15 protein-coding genes are annotated in these 18445 nt (G+C 49.6%); 13 read left to right on the top strand and 2 right to left on the bottom strand.

Annotated elements, in window-relative coordinates; genetic code table 11:
* Nucleotides 1–33 precede the first annotated feature (33 nt).
* Complete coding sequence (locus CLOSYM_RS15190) at nucleotides 34–1344, bottom strand: HD-GYP domain-containing protein (RefSeq protein WP_181900355.1); 1311 nt, start codon at nucleotides 1342–1344, stop codon at nucleotides 34–36.
* 254 nt (nucleotides 1345–1598) lie between these two features.
* Here CLOSYM_RS15190 and CLOSYM_RS15185 point away from each other — a divergent pair, with 254 nt between their 5' ends.
* The 13 genes from CLOSYM_RS15185 (at nucleotide 1599) to CLOSYM_RS15125 (ending at nucleotide 16272) form a co-directional block, all read left to right on the top strand.
* On the top strand, nucleotides 1599–2780 hold the full coding sequence (locus CLOSYM_RS15185; RefSeq protein ID WP_003503255.1) for a MalY/PatB family protein: 1182 nt from the start codon (nucleotides 1599–1601) through the stop codon (nucleotides 2778–2780).
* Nucleotides 2781–2850: 70 nt separating this feature from the next.
* Nucleotides 2851–4098, top strand: coding sequence for a dicarboxylate/amino acid:cation symporter (locus CLOSYM_RS15180; protein WP_003503258.1), 1248 nt, complete (start codon nucleotides 2851–2853; stop codon nucleotides 4096–4098).
* Between the two features lie 42 nt (nucleotides 4099–4140).
* Nucleotides 4141–4407 carry a hypothetical protein gene (locus CLOSYM_RS15175; RefSeq protein ID WP_003503260.1) on the top strand — a complete coding sequence of 89 codons (267 nt, stop codon included), beginning with the start codon at nucleotides 4141–4143 and terminating at the stop codon, nucleotides 4405–4407.
* A 373-nt stretch (nucleotides 4408–4780) separates the two neighbouring features.
* Nucleotides 4781–6523, top strand: coding sequence for a peptide ABC transporter substrate-binding protein (locus CLOSYM_RS15170; RefSeq protein WP_021642776.1), 1743 nt, complete (start codon nucleotides 4781–4783; stop codon nucleotides 6521–6523).
* Nucleotides 6524–6627: 104 nt separating this feature from the next.
* Nucleotides 6628–7545, top strand: a complete 918-nt coding sequence (locus CLOSYM_RS15165; RefSeq protein WP_003503264.1) for an ABC transporter permease — start codon at nucleotides 6628–6630, stop codon at nucleotides 7543–7545.
* 10 nt (nucleotides 7546–7555) lie between these two features.
* Nucleotides 7556–8905, top strand: coding sequence for an ABC transporter permease (locus CLOSYM_RS15160; protein WP_003510091.1), 1350 nt, complete (start codon nucleotides 7556–7558; stop codon nucleotides 8903–8905).
* A gap of 16 nt (nucleotides 8906–8921) precedes the next feature.
* The gene (locus tag CLOSYM_RS15155; protein ID WP_003503268.1) at nucleotides 8922–9956 is read left to right on the top strand and encodes an ABC transporter ATP-binding protein; all 1035 of its coding nucleotides are present in this window, start codon (nucleotides 8922–8924) and stop codon (nucleotides 9954–9956) included.
* On the top strand, nucleotides 9934–10917 hold the full coding sequence (locus tag CLOSYM_RS15150) for an ABC transporter ATP-binding protein (RefSeq protein WP_003503271.1): 984 nt from the start codon (nucleotides 9934–9936) through the stop codon (nucleotides 10915–10917). Before CLOSYM_RS15155 ends, CLOSYM_RS15150 begins: the two co-directional genes overlap by 23 nt.
* An 85-nt stretch (nucleotides 10918–11002) precedes the next feature.
* Nucleotides 11003–12007, top strand: a complete 1005-nt coding sequence (locus tag CLOSYM_RS15145) for a 1-aminocyclopropane-1-carboxylate deaminase/D-cysteine desulfhydrase (protein ID WP_242828686.1) — start codon at nucleotides 11003–11005, stop codon at nucleotides 12005–12007.
* A 19-nt stretch (nucleotides 12008–12026) separates the two neighbouring features.
* On the top strand, nucleotides 12027–13409 hold the full coding sequence (locus CLOSYM_RS15140; RefSeq protein ID WP_021642772.1) for a transglutaminase-like domain-containing protein: 1383 nt from the start codon (nucleotides 12027–12029) through the stop codon (nucleotides 13407–13409).
* Complete coding sequence (locus CLOSYM_RS15135; RefSeq protein WP_021642771.1) at nucleotides 13406–14209, top strand: M55 family metallopeptidase; 804 nt, start codon at nucleotides 13406–13408, stop codon at nucleotides 14207–14209. The genes CLOSYM_RS15140 and CLOSYM_RS15135 overlap by 4 nt, the downstream gene beginning before the upstream one ends.
* An 18-nt stretch (nucleotides 14210–14227) precedes the next feature.
* Complete coding sequence (locus CLOSYM_RS15130; protein ID WP_021642770.1) at nucleotides 14228–15229, top strand: D-cysteine desulfhydrase family protein; 1002 nt, start codon at nucleotides 14228–14230, stop codon at nucleotides 15227–15229.
* A 77-nt stretch (nucleotides 15230–15306) separates the two neighbouring features.
* The gene (locus tag CLOSYM_RS15125; protein ID WP_021642769.1) at nucleotides 15307–16272 is read left to right on the top strand and encodes a dipeptidase; all 966 of its coding nucleotides are present in this window, start codon (nucleotides 15307–15309) and stop codon (nucleotides 16270–16272) included.
* Here CLOSYM_RS15125 and CLOSYM_RS15120 read toward each other — a convergent pair.
* Nucleotides 16251–18326: a sigma-54 interaction domain-containing protein gene (locus CLOSYM_RS15120; RefSeq protein WP_021642768.1), complete on the bottom strand. Its 2076-nt coding sequence runs from the start codon at nucleotides 18324–18326 to the stop codon at nucleotides 16251–16253. The two genes, CLOSYM_RS15125 and CLOSYM_RS15120, sit on opposite strands and share 22 nt — an antisense overlap.
* Nucleotides 18327–18445 lie beyond the last annotated feature (119 nt).

Genomic DNA, 18445 nt, shown 5'->3' with positions numbered 1-18445 from the left:
TCTTTTTGATGATGGCTGCCTCAACCACTCCGCCTACATATATGCGGTAAGCTGTTTGAGCAGTTCCAGATAACCGGTCTGCATCTCCTGGTAAATCTCCAGGATAGGCGTTGCCTTTTCACGCACCGCTCCCATAATGACGTCATAATTTTCAACTATTCTTTCCACAATCACAGAGTCGATCAATCCTCTTTCCGCCATATCATTCAGAATCGAGCATGTTTTTTCTTTGGGGAAAGAGTCTTTATAGCTCCTGGTTCCCGTCAGGGCGCTGACAATATCGGCGATGGCGACAATCCGCTGCGGAACCGTCAGATCGCATCCCTTCAGGCCGCGGGGATAACCGGAACCGTCCAGCTTCTCATGATGACGTAATGCGATATCTTTTACCTTCCGGGTCACGCTGTCTCCCAATATGATTTCAGTCAGATCGACATGGGTTCTCATTACATTCATGGCCTGGGGACTCAGTTTTCCCGGAAACTCCAGGATTTCGGAGGGAATGCCGATCTTACCCAGATCATGGAGCATGGCGCCGCATATGATGTCATTTACCTCCGGCCCGGAGCCGGTAAATATTCTTGCCAGTTCGGAACTGATTACAGTGGTGGTGATTGTATGGGTAACCGTATGCGGACTTCGGAAATCAATGGCGTAAGTCATCATCCTCAGGAGGGAATTCCTCTCGTCCTCCGTAAAAGGGACGTCCTCCAGGACTTTATCAAATTCAGTTTCCAGTATATCATTCAGTAAAGCCCCGGCCGATTCGCCGGATGTCTCCCTGAACAGAAAAGAAAAATCGGCTTTGTTAAAGAGCGCAACTGCCTCCGGGCAGTACCGATCCGGACAGCATCCTTCGATATAGCGGCTGAATGTCTGGTAACAACGGTACTCCTTTGCCTGTTCAAGATAAATATCAAAGCGGTCGGCCAGATTAATGAGCTGGGCGGACAGCTTCAGAGGTCCGGCTATTTTATCAATCCCTTTTAACTTCTCCCACGGTGTATGGTGAAAGAGGATAACGGGAGCGCTTTTTTCAAACGGCGTAAAATATTTGAAGAACATGTAGCCATAGATGGAATGGTTCCAGACGTGGTTTGTTTCAAACTCCACCATTCTGTCAATTTCATCTGTCTTGTATGCGCCGATGTCATGGAGAGCCGCAAGGATCAGGAGATCCCTGACTTCCCGGGACGAATATTTGTCTGCCGCTTTTAACATTTGAAATACGATGTAGGAAACGCGGGAACCATGGCCGATAAGCCGTTTATCCACCATATTGAAGGCCCGCTTCACAATTTCAACAATGTTTTTATTGCTGACAGGCAGTGTATAATGATACATATGAATGCCTTCCCGGGCAGCAGATCCCTGCCCATTTCTGAAATTTTCCATTCTATAATACGTAATAATTGATACCTTTGATTTTAGCATAGGCGGGCCGGGGGTTCAAGCGGAACCTCCAAAGTTACTGTTCGGACCATGCCCAAAAGCGGCATGGTCCGAACAGTAACCTTCCGGTTTCTGAACCGGCTAAAGTTTACGTTGTGAATGGACACTGAACTTGATATACTATAAAAAGAAGGGAGGCGGTTGATGTGATTTATAATTTTGATGAGATAATTGACAGAACTCACAATAATGCTGCCAAGTATGACGAAAGAATTAAAAAGTTCGGAACGCAAGACGTGATACCACTGTGGATTGCCGATATGGATTTCCGTGTGGCAAAGCCGATCGAGGATGCTCTGGCCGACAAGGCGCATCAGGGTATTTTTGGCTATGTTTCCAGGCCCGGGGAATATTGGGATGCCCTTGCCGGATGGCAGAAGAGAAGGAACGGCTGGGAAGTGGACAAATCGCTTTTGAGCTTTAACTGCGGAGTAGTGCCTTCACTGGCGGCTCTGGTGCGGCAGTTCAGCAGCGAAGGAGATTTGATTCTGGTTCAGCCTCCGGTATATCCAGAATTCTATGAGATTGTGGAAAATGCAGGCAGGGTGGTGCTGACAAACCGTCTGACCGTGGAGGACGGCCGTTATGAGATTGATTTCCGGGATTTTGAGGAAAAGCTGAAGCAGGGGCCAAAGGCATTTATCCTGAGCAACCCGCAGAACCCGGTAGGGCGGTCCTGGACCCGGGAAGAGTTAAAAAGGATGGGGGATCTCTGCGTTACATACCGGGTTCCGATTCTTTCCGATGAGATTCATGCCGACCTGATGCTGTGGGGGAACCGCCATACGCCGATTGCTTCGATTTCGCCGGAAATTGCCGCTGTCACCATCACCTGTACGGCAGTCAGCAAGACGTTTAACCTGGCTGGACTTCAGGCGTCCTCCGTTATTTTTAACAACCGGGAGGAGAAGGACAAATTCGAAAAATTCTGGCACAGCCTGGAGATACACAGGAATAACTGCTTCAGTCTTGTAGCGTCAATGGCTGCCTATAACGAAGGTGAAGAATGGCTTGACCAGCTTCTGACTTATTTGGAAGGGAATGTCAAATATGTCCGGGATTACTGTGATAAGAATATTCCGGAGATAAAAGCCAATATTCCGGAATGTACCTATCTTATGTGGCTGGATTGCCGCGGCCTTGGTAAAACAGATGAAGAATTAAACCGTTTTATGATAGAGGAAGCAGGCATCGGATTAAATGCGGGCTGTGATTTTGACCGGGAGCTGAGCGGATATATGCGCCTGAATACGGCCTGCCCCAGAAAGATACTGGAAAAGGCAATGGAGCAGCTGAATGCCGCCGTTTGCCGGGAGCGCGCGTTATAGGGAGCATCATTTGCTGCAGTTTGGCCGAAGGCTGAACTGCAGCAATCAGACAGATCAGGAGGTATGGGGGATGGAGAAAAATAAATCCACATTTTGGGAGAACTACCGTTTTCCTCTTACATTGATTGCAGGTATAGCAATCGGAAGTATCATCGGTCTCGTATTTGGCGAGAAGGCAACAATATTAAAGCCCTTCGGGGACATATTCATTAACCTGATGTTCTGTGCGGTTGTTCCCCTGGTGTTTATAACCATATCGAGCGCTGTGGGAAATATGCTCAGTATGAGGCGCCTGGGAAAGATTCTTGGCTATATGCTGGGGGTTTTCATCGTGACGGGTGCGATTGCATCTGTTGTTATCATTGTTATGGTAAAATTATTTCCGCCGGCTGAGGGTGTCAATATAGCGCTGACCGCTCCGGAAGCCTTAGACAGCGTCAATCTGGGCGAACAGATTGTAAAGGCGCTTACGGTGAATGATTTTGCCGGACTGCTCTCCAAAGCAAACATGCTTCCGCTGATCTGTTTTTCCGTCCTGTTTGGAGTATGTGTGAGCCTGACGGGGAAGGATAATAACAGTATGGTTGCAAAAGGGCTGGAAGCGCTCTCGGCAGTTATGATGAAGATGATTTCTTTGATAATGTACTATGCGCCCATCGGCCTTGGAGCCTATTTTGCGGCCCTGATTGGTGAGTTTGGACCTCAGCTGTTGGGCTCCTATGCAAAAGCGATGATTATCTACTATCCGCTCTGCGTTGTGTATTTCTTTGCCGCATTTGCCGCATACTCTTATTTTGCAGGGGGAAGGCCGGGCACCAGGAAGTTTTTTAAAAACATTTTAAATGCGTCGGTGACATCACTGGCTACCCAGAGCTCCATCGCCACGCTTCCGGTCAATCTGGATGCTGCAAAAACCATCGGCGTTCCGAAAGACATCAGGGATATTGTGCTTCCGATTGGAGCAACAATGCATATGGATGGAACATGTCTGTCCTCGATCTTAAAGATATCGTTTTTATTCGGAATATTCGGCCAGGATTTTTCCGGAATCGGAACCTATATTACCTGTGTCTGTATTGCGATTTTGGGAGGCGTCGTCATGTCCGGCGTCCCCGGCGGCGGACTGATTGGTGAGATGCTCATTGTAAACCTGTTCGGATTCCCGCCGGAGGCATTTCCGATTATTGCGACAATCGGATTCCTCGTAGACCCTCCGGCTACCTGGATCAATGCAACGGGAGATACCGTTGCGTCCATGATGGTTACAAGGCTGGTAGAGGGCAGGGACTGGATGGACAGAGCGCCGGAAGAAGGCTGATAATAATATAAAATAACAAAAGAAGTGCAAAGGAGACCTGCCATGTTCCGCTTGTGGGGAAAAATATTTAAAGATAACAGAATGCTGCAGGATGCGGTCATCTGCAACAGTGACTATACCATGTCCAGAACGGCCATGATTTTCGATGCCATGGATCAACTGTGTTACCAGTTTGATTTGGGCCATCCTGTCTGGCTGGACGCTACGGTCGAAGAATTTAAACGCCACGACAAGGCCAGGTTTACCAGTGATAATTTTATTGAATCGATTGATTTTGATTATCTGGAAATCCAGGTGCTGGAAGAGTAGGCAGGGATCGGGTTTGCGGTGCACAGCGCGAAACGGTGTTTTTTACCGTTTCTGTGCATATGCCTGTTTCGGACAGCTGTACTTTAAACGGCTGATTCGCCAATTAAATGGTTATTATTTTATATTTAATAACCATTTAATTGGCGAATCAGCCGTTTTTTAAATATATAGGAGAATTTTTATACTGAAAAAGTGCTGACGGAAGTACAGAAACAACAAATAAAAACAATATTTACATAAAAATACAAAATAATTTACAAAACTATTTAAATTTACAGGAATTGGCACATAAATTGCTTGTTTATAAAACATAAGTGATGGCCAGGAAACTAAGAGCGGTTTCCGTCAGCATAAATTAATAAAGGAGGATTTTATGAAAAAACGCAGTTTATTCACCGGTATTTTAGCAATTGCAGCACTCGGAGGCTTGTTGGCAGGGTGCAGCCAGAAGACGACAGAGGCCCCCGCATCATCTGCTCCGGTTTCCGCAGAGTCAGCCGGGGAGCCTGCCGCCGAACCGTCGGCAGATCATCCGGAAGCATTGGTGTGGAATATGGGAAATGAGCCTAAAACCTGGGATCCCACCCTCAGCTCGGAGACTCTTTCCGAGTACATAACAATTTCGATGTTTGAGGGACTGACCAGGCAGAGTGCAGACGGTATTGAGCCGGGTGTGGCCGAGTCCTGGGATGTCTCCGACGATGGACTGACCTATACGTTTCATCTGAGAAAATCTAACTGGTCGGACGGCACTCCGCTGACTGCCAATGATTTTGAGTATACCTGGAAACGTCTGTGTGACCCGTCGGTTGCGTCTCCTTCTGCGGCCGGTGTAACGGATTACGTGGTCGGTGCGGCCGAGTATCTGGCGGGAACGGGAACCGCGGATGAGGTTATGGCCAGAGCCCTGGATGATTATACGTTTGAGGTAGTACTGAAAAATCCGGCTCCGTTCTTTTTAAACCGTATTTCCGCCGATATCTACTGTCCCGTTAACAAGAAGTGCGTTGATTTAGGCGAAGGCTGGGAAAAACGCCCGGAGACATTTATCTGTAACGGCGCTTTCAAGCTCGCCGAATATCAGATAGGCTCTCATATCCTGATGGTCAAGAACGACGAATATTATGATGCGGACAGCATTAAGATGCCTGCTATTAAAGGAATTATGGTAAATGATGAGAATACGTCCCTGCAGGGCTATAAGGCGGGCGACATTCACTGTACGGAGGTAATTCCGGCCGAAGAAATACCGACACTGCTGGCTGAGGATCCCAATCTGTACGTATCCCCGCTTACCGGAACAAAATACCTGGACTTTAACGTGGACAGGGATCCGGTCAGTGACGTAAGGGTCCGCCGTGCGCTGACACTTGCCATCAACCGTAAATTAATCACGGATCAGATTACACGCTCCGGTGAGATTCCCGCCAGCGGTTTTCTTCCGATTACAACACAGAAGACGGACGGCAGTTCTTACCGCACCGTACAGGCAGGCGGCCTGCCTGAGCCGGCATATGGAATTTCTCCTGATTCAGCCGACGTAGATACGGCAAAACAGCTTCTCGCCGAAGCCGGTTTCCCGGACGGAGAAGGATTCCCGGAGCTGGAGCTTTTATACTACACAGGAGAAAGTGATAAGAAGATTTGTGAAGCGATTCAGCAGATGTGGAAGGACAATCTTAATATTGACGTCAAGCTGCGCAATGAGGATAAGAGCGTAGCCTTACAGACAAAGGCTGACGGTAAATATGATATCAGCCTGTCTGGCTGGAGCGCCGGATACTATGACGCCAGCCAGATGATGAAACAGTTTAAGCTTGATTCCGGCTGTTATGCGCAGTGGAGATATGCGGAGCATCCGAGCGCACCCCATGATCATATTTTGAATCCGGGGCAAAAAGCTTTTGAAGACGCTTACCAGGCTGCAATGGCCGCACAGGGCAGCGAACGCGATGAGCTGTGGATGGAAGCAGAGGCGGTTCTGATGGAAGAGGCCCCGGCGTGTCCAATCTATTACTATGTGCTTAAAGCGCTGATTAACGAAGATGTCGTTGCCAATGTGGAATTTTCCAAGACCGGCAACTGGTTATTCAGAAATGCGGAATTTGTAGATTAATGGTAACAGTAGGTAACAGTTCATGATGTCAGAACTGTTACAAAAGTAAATCAGGAGTGCCCGCAGGGCGGGCGCTCCCGGTTGCTTTTAAGGGAGGGATCGGTTTGGCCAGATACATAGTAAAGAGGGTGCTGGCAGCTCTTATCACGATATGGTTTATTATGACCATTACATTCGTCTTAATGAATGCAATTCCAGGCAGCCCTCTGGATTCGGAAAAGTTTTTAGACGTTACACTCAAACAGGCCATGCTGGCAAAGTATGGGCTTGATCGACCGTTATATGAGCGGTACCTGAAATACCTGGCGGATTACCTTCACGGTGATTTTGGAATCTCATACATCAAAGTCGGGCTTTCCACAAATGAGATTATTGCCGCAGGCTTTCCATATTCACTCCGGATCGGTATTTATTCCTCCGTGCTCATTATTATCTTCGGCATCGCAGCCGGAATCCTGGCGGCGCTGCGCCAAAACAAATTTGTAGATCGTTTTCTGATGGTTTTATCCACGCTCGGTTCCACCATCCCCAGTTTTGTGTTTGCGACGCTGTATCTGTTTTTATTCAGCAAAATCCTGGGGCTTGTACCGGCCTTTGGAGTGGCAAACTGGAAGGGATACATCGGCCCTGTCCTGGTTACCTCCGTGTTTTCCATGGCCTTTGTCACCCGCCTGATGCGTACATCCATGATCGAAGAGTTAAACCAGGACTACATCAGGACAGCGAGGGCAAAGGGGATCTCAGAGTTTAAGGTGGTTACCAGGCATGCGCTCAGAAATGCAGTGCTTCCCGTCGTGACGTATATCGGTCCCATGGTGGCAATGGTGGTCACAGGCTCCTTTGTAATAGAAAAAGTATTTGGCATTCCCGGAATCGGCAGTTTATTTACAACCAGTATTCTGAGCAGGGATTATACGCTTATCATGGGAATTACCGTGTTTTTTGCCGTATTTCTGGTAGTCTGCACGCTGATTGTGGACATCCTGTATGTCTTTGTGGACCCGAGAATTAAGTATGACTAGGAGAGAGAAGATGACGAATAATGCAGAACAGATTCCGGCCTCTCTTTGGGAGCCATTGGAATCAGGAGAAAAACATTCAGATAAAATTGAAAAACCCAGCCTGACCTTTTTGCAGGACGGATGGAGACGGCTTAAACAGAATAAAACAGCAATGCTGTCCATGATCGTTATAGTTATTCTGGTACTCGGCGCCATATTTATCCCCTTTTTCTGGAAATACAGCTATCAGGAACAGAATCTGACGCTGTCGAACATTCCGCCGGTTCTCAAAGTATATCCGCTGTCGGATGACGCCAATGAGCGGAATATCTATATCACGCAGAATTACGATGTTGTCGAGGTTGCCGCAGACGGAACTCTGGTGGAGCTGCTGGAGCCGGTCTATAAGGATACGATAGCCAGAAAAAGCACCTTTGATTTGAACGGTAAAATACTGTCGATTGATTACAGCATGTATTCACAGGCGCTAAAGGAATACAGGAAACTGGAGAAGAAATATTCGGATGCCGAGGGAGACTGTATACCGGTGTCAAAGACACCTTACCTTTCCTCTTATTTTGGCAGCGGACAGGAGGGAACGCTTGTCTCGCTGGCGGAAGCCAAAAGAATCCTGGAGGAAGATGTTGACAAGTGCAGCATTACATATGACGGACAGCCTCTGACTGAGACGCGGACGCTCAGGAATAAGACATATATCCTGGGAAGCGATTCACTCGGGCGCGATTTGTTTATCCGCGTCATCTACGGCGCCAGGATGTCGTTGACGGTGGGGTTCGTCGCCGCCCTCGTCAATTTCCTTATCGGGGTCTTTTACGGCTGCTTTGCAGGCTATAAGGGCGGTATGGTGGACAATGTGATGATGCGTATAGTAGACGTGGTGGATTCAGTTCCCATGATGCTGTATGTAATCCTCATCATGGTCGTGATAGGACCGGGAATGAAATCCATTATTATTGCACTGGGACTGACCTACTGGGTAAGAATGGCCCGCATCGTCCGTGGACAGGTACTCAGCTTAAAGAATAATGAGTTTGTTCTGGCGGCTAAAATTCTCGGCGCATCCACACAGCGCATATTTATTAAGCATCTTATCCCCAATATGATGGGAGCTATCATGGTTGCGATTGCCATGCAGATCCCGAATGCTATTTTTACCGAAGCATTTTTGAGTTTTGTAGGTCTCGGCGTTTCGGCTCCGATGGCCTCCTGGGGAACGCTGTGCAACGACGCCCTTCCCGGGATTTATGTCTACCCCTATCAGATGCTGACGCCCGCCATCGCCATTTCTGTCACAATTTTGGCATTTAATCTGTTCAGCGACGGCCTGCGCGATGCATTTGACCCGAAACAAAGAAAATAAAGAGAGGTGATTTTTCATGGAAGAACAATTATTAGAGGTGAAAAACCTGAGAACCTCTTTTTTTACCCACGTGGGAGAAGTTAAAGCGATACGGGATGTAAGCTTTTCCATCCGAAAAGGGGAAGCGGTAGGTATTGTGGGCGAATCCGGGAGCGGCAAGAGCGTAACCTCCCTTTCTATCATGCAGCTTCAGCATCCGGGTAAAGTGACGGGAGGACAGATTCTCTTTCACGGCGAGGATCTGCTCAAAAAAAACAAGAGGGAAATCCGAAAAATACGAAGCAGCAAAATAGCCATGATTTTCCAGGATCCCATGACCTCTTTAAACGCCCTGATTACTGTCGGGGCCCAGATAAGCGAGGCAATCCTGGAGCATGAGAAGATCTCAAAGAAAGAGGCGATGGAGCGGGCTGCAGAAATGCTCCGCCTGGTCGGCATTCCGGACCCGGAGGAACGGTTACACTGTTATCCTCATGAATTTTCCGGCGGAATGCGTCAGCGCGTCATGATTGCAATGGCCTTATCGTGCAGGCCGGAACTTCTTATCGCGGACGAACCGACCACAGCTCTTGATGTTACCATTCAGGCCCAGATACTCCGTCTTTTAAAGGAGCTAAAAGAGCGTACCAATACGGCGGTGATCCTGATTACCCATGACCTGGGAGTTGTTGCCAGCTCCTGCAGCCGGATTATCGTAATGTACGGAGGACAGATTATGGAAACCGGGACGGTGGAGGATATTTTCTATTCACCGCTCCACCCCTACACCATCGGGCTGCTGCAGTCGATACCGAAGGCGGGAGGAAGCAGGGAACGCCTGAGCTCCATAGCGGGAACCCCTCCGGATATGCTGAAGCCTCCTACAGGCTGTCCATTTTATCCCCGCTGCGAATTTGCCATGCACATCTGCCGTGAGCGGGAGGTTCCCGATATTCCTGCCGGCGGCGATCACATGGTCCGGTGCTGGCTCTGTCATTCACAGGCGCCGGCCGTAGAAAAGTATGAAATGCAAAAGGGGGGTGTGAAGCGTGGCCAATCAGCATCTGATTGAAGTTGAAAACCTCAAAATGTATTTTAAAAAAGTGAGGGGAGTCATCAGGCAGAAGGTTTCTTATGTGAAAGCAGTTGATAACGTGTCCTTTTTTATAGACAGGGGTGAGACGTTCGGCCTGGTAGGAGAGTCCGGGTGCGGAAAAACCACAACGGGCCGCGCTATCAGCCGTCTCTATGAACCAACCGACGGAACGGTACGGTATGACGGCGCCGACATTACACATTTAAGCGCCAGGGAGTTTATGGCCTACCGAAAGAAAATACAGATGATCTTCCAGGATCCTTACGCATCCTTAAATCCCCGCATGACTGTGGCGGACATTGTGGGAGAACCGCTGGACATTCACCATATCTGTTCAGGAAAGGCGAGAGAGGAGTACATTCTGGATCTGCTTTCCCGGGTCGGTCTCAATAAAGATCACGCCAGCCGCTATCCCCATGAATTTTCCGGCGGACAGAGGCAGCGTGTGGGCATAGCGAGGGCTTTGGCCGTAGGTCCCGAATTTATTATCTGCGATGAGCCCATCTCGGCCCTGGATGTCTCGATCCAGGCACAGGTCATTAATATGCTGGAGGATTTGCAGGAGCAGATGGGGCTTACTTATCTCTTTGTCGCCCATGACCTTTCAATGGTACGGCATATTTCGGACCGTGTGGGCGTCATGTATCTGGGAAGCCTGGTGGAGATAGCCGAGACGGAAGAATTATATAACCACAACCAGCATCCCTATACAAAGGCTCTGCTTTCGGCGATTCCCGTGGCGGATCCGGACCTGTCCAGGCAGTCCAGGCAGATACTTCTGGAGGGAGATGTTCCAAGTCCGCTGAATTCCCCGGCAGGCTGTAAATTTGCCAGCCGCTGTCCTCATGCGAAGGACGTTTGCAGAGAGCTGGCGCCTGTGCTTAAGGAAACCCACAAAGGCCATTTTGTTGCCTGCCATCTAGTTGAAGGACAGTAACAGTTATCGGAATGATTTGTACAAGACGCTTGAACAGATTAACAGAATTAGTGCCGCCTGCGTCTGCGGCAGAATGGAGATTGATATGAATACCGGGCAAGCGAAAAAAGTTTTGTCGAACTTTCACCGTCTGGAGCTGGGGACTTTTCCGACTCCGCTTCATCAGATGAATAATATAAGGAAAAAAACGGGAGCGCCGTTTCCTCTCTATATTAAACGAGATGATCTCACCGGGCTGGGGGCCGGGGGCAACAAAATCAGAAACCTGGAATACCTGCTGGGAGATGCGGTGCAAAGAAGGGCGGATGTTGTAATTGCCTCAGGGAAATGCCAGTCCAATCTGTGTTCCCTGGCTGTCTCCGCCTGCAGCAAGGCAGACCTTGACTGCGTCATTATTCACAACGACGACAAGCCGGAACGGGCGGAAGGCAATCAGCTTCTGAATTCTTTATCCGGCGCCGATATGCGGTTTATAGGGGATATGCCGGACCGGGAACGCGAGAAATATGTGGAGCAGTTCTGCCGGGAACTGGAGGAACAGAACAGGCATCCGTATGTTATAAGAAACGGGGCCTCAACGGCGCTCGGCTCCCTGGGCTATGTACAGGCTGTTGTCGAGCTGTGTGAACAGTGTGCCGGGAGGGGAATAGAGATTAAGCATCTGTTCGTCCCGGGCGGGAACGGCGGACTGGCGGCAGGAGTGATATTCGGCACGGCTCTGGTGGAAGCTCCGTTTCACGTGCATGTGGTAACGGTAGAACATGAAAAACAGGAGCTGCAGGAAATTTTATGCGGCTTTATCAGGGACCTGCAGGAGCTTACCGGAAGTCTGGCAGGCGCATCCTTTGATGATTTGTATACGATACACGAAGAATACCGCGGTGAAGGATGGGGCATACCCACCCCGGAATCCGTGGACTGGATACACGATTTGGCCAGAGCAGAGGGCATCTTTGTAGAAAAGGTTTATACGAGCAAAACGCTTTACGGCATGTTGGATTTGATACAAAAGGGAAGCATTGACGGAAGCGCCTGTTATCTCCATTCAGGCGGATTCGGCGCGCTTTTCAGCCAGTTCGAAACGCTCTAGTAAAGGGAGGTAATTAATTATGTTGGATCATGTGCCATATTTGGCAGTACCGCTGCCTGAAGATATCAGAAGGAGGAAAGATGCGGGATATTTTTCCGAAGCGCTGAAACTAATTGAACTTCGCCTGAGAGGGAACCTGCCCCAGGCGCTGAGAAAAAGACTGGAACTGGAGCGGGAGCTGATTCCGGTCTGGGAAGCTGATTACCCGTACTCCTTCGATGAGGCTCTTGCCATCCTCAGCGAAAACATCAGCGGTTTTACAAGGGAAGAATTTGATAAATACATTGACGAAGGGCTGTTCGACTGGATATACAGGGATGGAAAAATGCATTTTATCCGCACGTTTTATGATAATCTGCTGAAAGTACAGCATCCTGTTACCGCCCGTCTGTCGGCGCCCCAGCAGTCCGGTGACGCGCAGTTAAAGCAGACGGTTCTCAATGAAAATATGCGCACCATGAAGGAGAAGGGCGGGAATGCCTATCTCATCAGGATCCGCACAACCCTGAAGGTGAAAGAAGAGGCCCGGCGCGTGGGCAGCCGGATTACCGTCCATCTGCCGATTCCCTGTGCGGGAACACAGGTCAGGAATATTCAGCTTATCTCCGTTCCCTCCGGCGCTTTTGCCTCACCCGAGGATTTCGAGAGCCGTACGGTCTGCTTTCAGGGGACCTTGGAAAAAGACAGCGAGTTTTCAGTAGAGTATCAATATGAAAACCATCTGGCTTACATTTCGCCGGATCCGGAAAAAGTGGAGGCGGTGCAGCCCGGTTTCTTTCTGGAAGAGCAGGCCCCTCACATCATGTTTACTCCGTACATACGCAGTCTGTACCGGGAAGTGGTGGGGGATGAAACGAATCCGCTTCTGAAAGCAAAAAAAATTTATGAATATATTACTTCCAACATACGGTATTCCTATGTGCGCAAATACAGCATTATTGAGAATATACCTGAATATGCAGGCATAAACCAGAAAGGGGACTGTGGGATCCAGGCTCTTCTTTTCATTACGCTCTGCCGTTACGGCGGGGTGCCTGCCCGCTGGCAGTCGGGGCTGTTTGCCGCGCCGTACGATATCGGCGGACACGACTGGGCACAGTTCTATATTGCGCCGTATGGCTGGCTCTTTGCGGATCCGTCCTTTGGCGGCAGTTCCAGACGCGCAGGCAATGAGGAGAGACGGCAATTTTATTTTGGTAATCTGGATCCGTTCCGAATGCCAGCCAACTCCGCATTCCAGCACGAATTTATGCCGCCTAAAAAATTCATGCGCCAGGATCCGACCGACAATCAGTACGGAGAATGTGAATATGAGGATCGCGCCCTCAGAAGCTCGGAATACGAAACTAAGCATGAAATACTGGGGATTTGTCAGATTCCGTGGGAGGGAGAAGGAAAATGAAAGTATTCATCAGCGCAGATATAGAAGGAACCGCGGATCTGGCCTCTTTTGCGGAGGCCGGGAACGAAAATCCGCAGCTTTATACCAGAGGGATGATTCAAATGAGCCGGGAAGTGGGCGCAGTCTGCCGCGGCGCTCTGTCAGCCGGGGCAGAGTTTGTGGCGGTAAAGGATTCGCATGGATACGGCCTTAATATCATGCATGAATACCTGCCGGAGCCGGTCACCCTTATCCGGGGGGAAGTGAGAAACCCCTATTCCATGGTGGGCGGCATCGATGAAAGCTATGACGCCGTGCTGTTTGTAGGATATCACGACGGCGCCGGCCAGGGAGGAAATCCCATGGCGCACACGATCAGCAGCAGGCGGATCCGGGAGATTACCATTAACGGCGCCTCTGCGTCGGAACTGATGCTCTTTTCTTATGCATGTACTTACCTCGGAATACCCACGGCCTTTGTTTCCGGGGATGAGGCAATCTGTGAAAAGGCAAAGATGCTGAATCCGCTGATTGCGGCCTGCCCTGTGAAAAGAGGAATCGGGGCGGCCGTTGCCGGTCTGCATCCGGAAAAGGCGGAGAAAATGCTGGAAGACTCCGCCAGGAAGGCGCTGGAAGGGAATCCGGATCGCTATACCTATGTACTGCCCCCCGAGTTTCACGTGACGGTGTCGTACCACAAGCATTATGATGCGGAAGGCTCTTCGTACTATCCGGGAGCGTGCAGGCTGGATCCTCATACGATCGGCTTTCAATCGGCTGATTACTATGAGGTTCTCCGCTTTTTCCATTTTGTAGTATAAATCAGGAGGAATAAAATCATGAAACCTTTTCCAAATAAGATTCCGTTAGCCAATCTGCCGACAAAAATTGAAAAACTGGAACGTTTTTCGGAACAAACAGGAATTTCCATTTACATAAAAAGAGATGATCTGACCGGTATGGAATACTCCGGCAACAAAATCCGCAAGCTGGAATATGCCGTCAGGGAGGCCCTGGATCAGGGAGCCGATACGCTCATCACCTGTGGCGGCCTCCAGTCCAACCACTGCCGCGCTACGGCAGCCGCGGCGGTAAAGCTGGGACTAAATACCTGTCTGGTGCTTAGAAGCGCTGATAAGGAACCGCCCGTGGACGGAAATTACTTTATCGACTGTCTTCTGGGGGCGGATGTGCGCATTATTGACGCGGAAAGCTACCGTTCGAGGCGTGGTGAGATTATGGAAGAGCTGGCCGCCGAATATGCCGCAGCCAGCCGTAAAGCTTATATTATCCCGGAAGGGGCGTCCAATGGCATCGGTACCTTCGGATATCTGGCCTGTATGCAGGAAATCATGGAGCAGGAACGGGAACTTGGCGTTACCTTTGATACCATCGTGGATGCAGTCGGTTCCGGCGGCACCTTCGCCGGTGTCTGCCTGGCCAACCGGCTGTATGGGCTTAATAAACGCGTTGTGGGGATAAATGTGTGTGACGACGCTCCGTTTTTCCGGCAGCGTGTTTCAGAGATAGTGGAGGAAGCGGGCGCTTATCTGGAGGAGCCTGTCGCAATCCGGCCGGAAGAAGTGGAAATCATTGACGGCTATGTAGGCAGGGGATATGCTCTGAGCCGTCAGGAAGAGCTTAACTTTATCAGGGATTTTGCCCGTATGGAGGGCGTATTATTAGATCCCGTTTATACGGGAAAATGTATGTACGGATTCACACAGGAAGTCAAAAAAGGAAGCTTTGCCGGAAGTAAAAATGTGCTTTTCCTGCATACGGGCGGCCTGTTCGGACTTTTCCCGGCCAGGGAGCTATTTACAGGATTGCGCAAAGGGTGACCTGTGCGCGGAGCGTACATGTATCGTTAACGCAACGCTGTAACTTTATTTTTTAGAGATGAGGAGAGCTTGGAGAAATGAAATTTATTGATTTTCATGCGGATACTCTGTACCGCCTGTTTTACCAGGAGAACCGTGAGCTGGGCGATTTATGGGAGAATAGCTGCCATGTGTCGCTGAAGCATCTGCGGCGTAGCGGTTATACGGCCCAAATGTTTGCCTGCTTTCTGAACCTTGCCAAAAAACCGCGTCTGGGAAGCCATTATCAGGACGTACTCGGCATGATAGATTTATTTTACCAGCAGACCTGCGGATATGAGGATAAAGTCCGCTTTGCAGGAAGCTTTCAGGATTATGCCGAAAACCAAAAGCAGGGGATATTGTCCGGTTTCCTGACCCTGGAGGAGGGCGGTGTTCTTGAAAACCGTATGGAACGTCTGGATGAATTATATGAGAAAGGAATCCGCGTGATTAATATGACCTGGAATCACGAGAATTGTCTGGGATATCCTCACAATGCCCCGCATTCCGGCCATAGAGGCTTAAAACCGTTTGGCTTTGAGGTGTTAGAGCGGATGGATGAGCTGGGAATGGTCGCAGATGTTTCCCATTTGTCGGACGAAGGGTTCCAGGATATTATACGGTATGGGCGCAGGCCCGTAATAGCCACTCATTCAGACGCACGCAGCCTGCGCGCCGTCAGCCGTAATCTCAGTGACGCGATGATCCGGCAGATTGCCGACTGCGGCGGAATAATCGGAGTGAATTTCTACTCTGATTTTCTCTCGGACGATCCGGTCAGCCGTATCTCCGATATAATCCGGCACTGCCGCCATATCATCAATGTCGGCGGCGAAGAGGTACTTGGTATCGGCGCCGACTTTGACGGTATGGATATCGAGCTGGAGATTAACGGAGTACAGGATATTGGTAAATTAACCGAAGCCATGGCGGATAACGGGTTTTCCGAACGTCAGGCGGAACTCATCTGCTACCGGAATGCAGAAAACTTTTTCTATCGTTATTGGGGCGACTCTGTCTGAGCCGCTCCTTTTTCCATCATGAGGTTATAAGCTTTTATGCCCAGGCCGGTGATACAGGTTCCTCCTCTGCCGCGCGTAATCCGGATCAGGCGGTAAAAGGCAAGCGTCTGGAACAGGGTACGGATCTCCTGTTCGGAAAAGAAGAGGCCGCGGTCCTCGAGTTCTTTCAAAACGGTCTTCCGGCCCAGTCTCAGGCGGCTGTGTTCCGTCTGCTTAATAACAGACAGGACAGGGAGGATCCGGTCCAGCCGTCCTGAATTTTCCGACAAAAACTGCTCCAGAAGTTCCGTCTCCTGTCGGTTCGCGCCCTCGTCCCCGTAAACATCCTGATCCAGATAACGTTTCAGCTCCCCCGCGTCTATATACTGCTGATCTGAGTAGTTGAGGCGTTCCGCCAGATTGCGCAGCTCACGTATATTTCCCTCAAAATGAATATTTTGTATCAGTTCCATAGCGTCCGGAGCGAGGGTATAGCCGGCGTGCAGTTCTTCTTTCATTTTTTCAAGCAGAAGCGGAATATCTTCCCTGCGCTCCTCGAGCGGAGGAATCTGAAGGCTCAGCACATTCAGCCGGTAGTAGAGATCCTTGCGGAAGGCCGACTGATTCACAAGGGTTTTCAATTTCTTATTGGAGGCGGCAATAATCCGGACATCCACATTGATAACCGAGTCGCCGCCGATGCGCGTGACTTCCTTTTCCTGCAGGACACGCAGCAGACGCGTCTGCAGATGGATATTCATCTCGCTGATTTCATCCAGGAAGAGCGTTCCGCCGTGGGCCTGTTCAAAGAATCCGGATTTTCCTCCTTTTCTGGCTCCGGTAAAAGCGCCTTCCGCATAACCGAACAGCTCGCTTTCCAGGAGGTTTTCCGGTATCGCCGAACAGTTGATGGCAATAAACGGATAATTCCTGCGGGGAGATGCATTGTGAATGGACTGGGCAAATAATTCCTTACCCGTTCCGGTCTGTCCGTAAATCAGCACCGCGGAATTAGAGCACGCCATCTTCCCGGCTAATTGTTTAGTCTGCCGGATTACCAGGCTGTTGCCGACGATATCGTCAAAGGTGTATTTAGCGGCATGGCCTTTGGACATAACCTGCCTGCGTATCTTATACTGCTCCTGTTCCAAATCAGTGAATTTTTTTAGAAGGACGATATAGCCGTGCTGTACGGAAGTATATTCGATCGTGTGAACGGAGACGATAATCACGTTGGAATTCACAGTTATGACTTTGTCTTTTACGGCGGTCATGGACGCGTCTTCCCAGATTCCGGGCAGAACCATGGAAAGATGCTTTTTGAATAAATGCTGCGGCGGCCAGCCGACAAGCCCGGCCGCCGGTTCATTGACAAAAATTATATTGCCGTGTTCATTCAGGCTCATAATTCCGGATCCGAACACCTGCATGACAAACTGGAGCTGCTGTTCAAGAAAATTAATCTGGTAGAGCATCCCGTGTACGCTGGTATCGGTAGAGATAATGCTGTCAAAATATTCCCGGAAAATAGGTTTGTGCAGCAGCTCGATTGAATTCAGGCGGACGGCTATTTCAATGATTGTTTTCATGGACAGTACGCGGTCACCCAGATCGATGACATTTTTTACATAGGGCGGGACGAGATTCATCTCGCCGGGAGTAACGGCCATATCACAGGAAAGAGCCTGTGATATAGGAGGATAAGCAGGGGCAAAATCAATATGTTTAATCCCGCACCTGTGTATCAGAGAAATTGTATCAATGGCGTCCTGGAGCGACACGTTTACAAGCAGCGCCTGCGTTCCGGGAGGGACGGCCCGCAGCCGGGCGACGGAATCCTTTCGCAGCGTAATATTGGCTATAACGATGTTGTCATAGTCGGGTACGTATTGTTTCAGCAGCTCGCAGACCGTATAGGTGGAAGCGAGGACGATATCTGCATCCAGATTTTCCAGTTCATTGCCGTATATGGAATAATATGCCACCTGGGCGGAATCTCCGAACAGTTCCCTGAGTGTTTCCGCATACTGTTCTCTTGTGTGTTTCTGATAAGCGACGACGGCCAGCTTTTTCATTATGCCTCCTGTTAAATGCGCAAATGGGTAAAATACTGTTTTATTGTATCATTTCACCGGCTGTTTTTCCAGAGCGGGGGAGAGAAATATGGAGATTTAACTGAGGTTGGGAGGACGCG

The sequence above is a fragment of the [Clostridium] symbiosum ATCC 14940 genome (genome assembly GCF_000466485.1).
In the GTDB taxonomy this organism is placed as follows: Bacteria; Bacillota; Clostridia; order Lachnospirales; family Lachnospiraceae; genus Otoolea; species Otoolea symbiosa.
The sequence above is the reverse complement of the archived record's forward strand: the minus strand, read 5'-3'. Positions and strand labels throughout refer to the sequence as shown.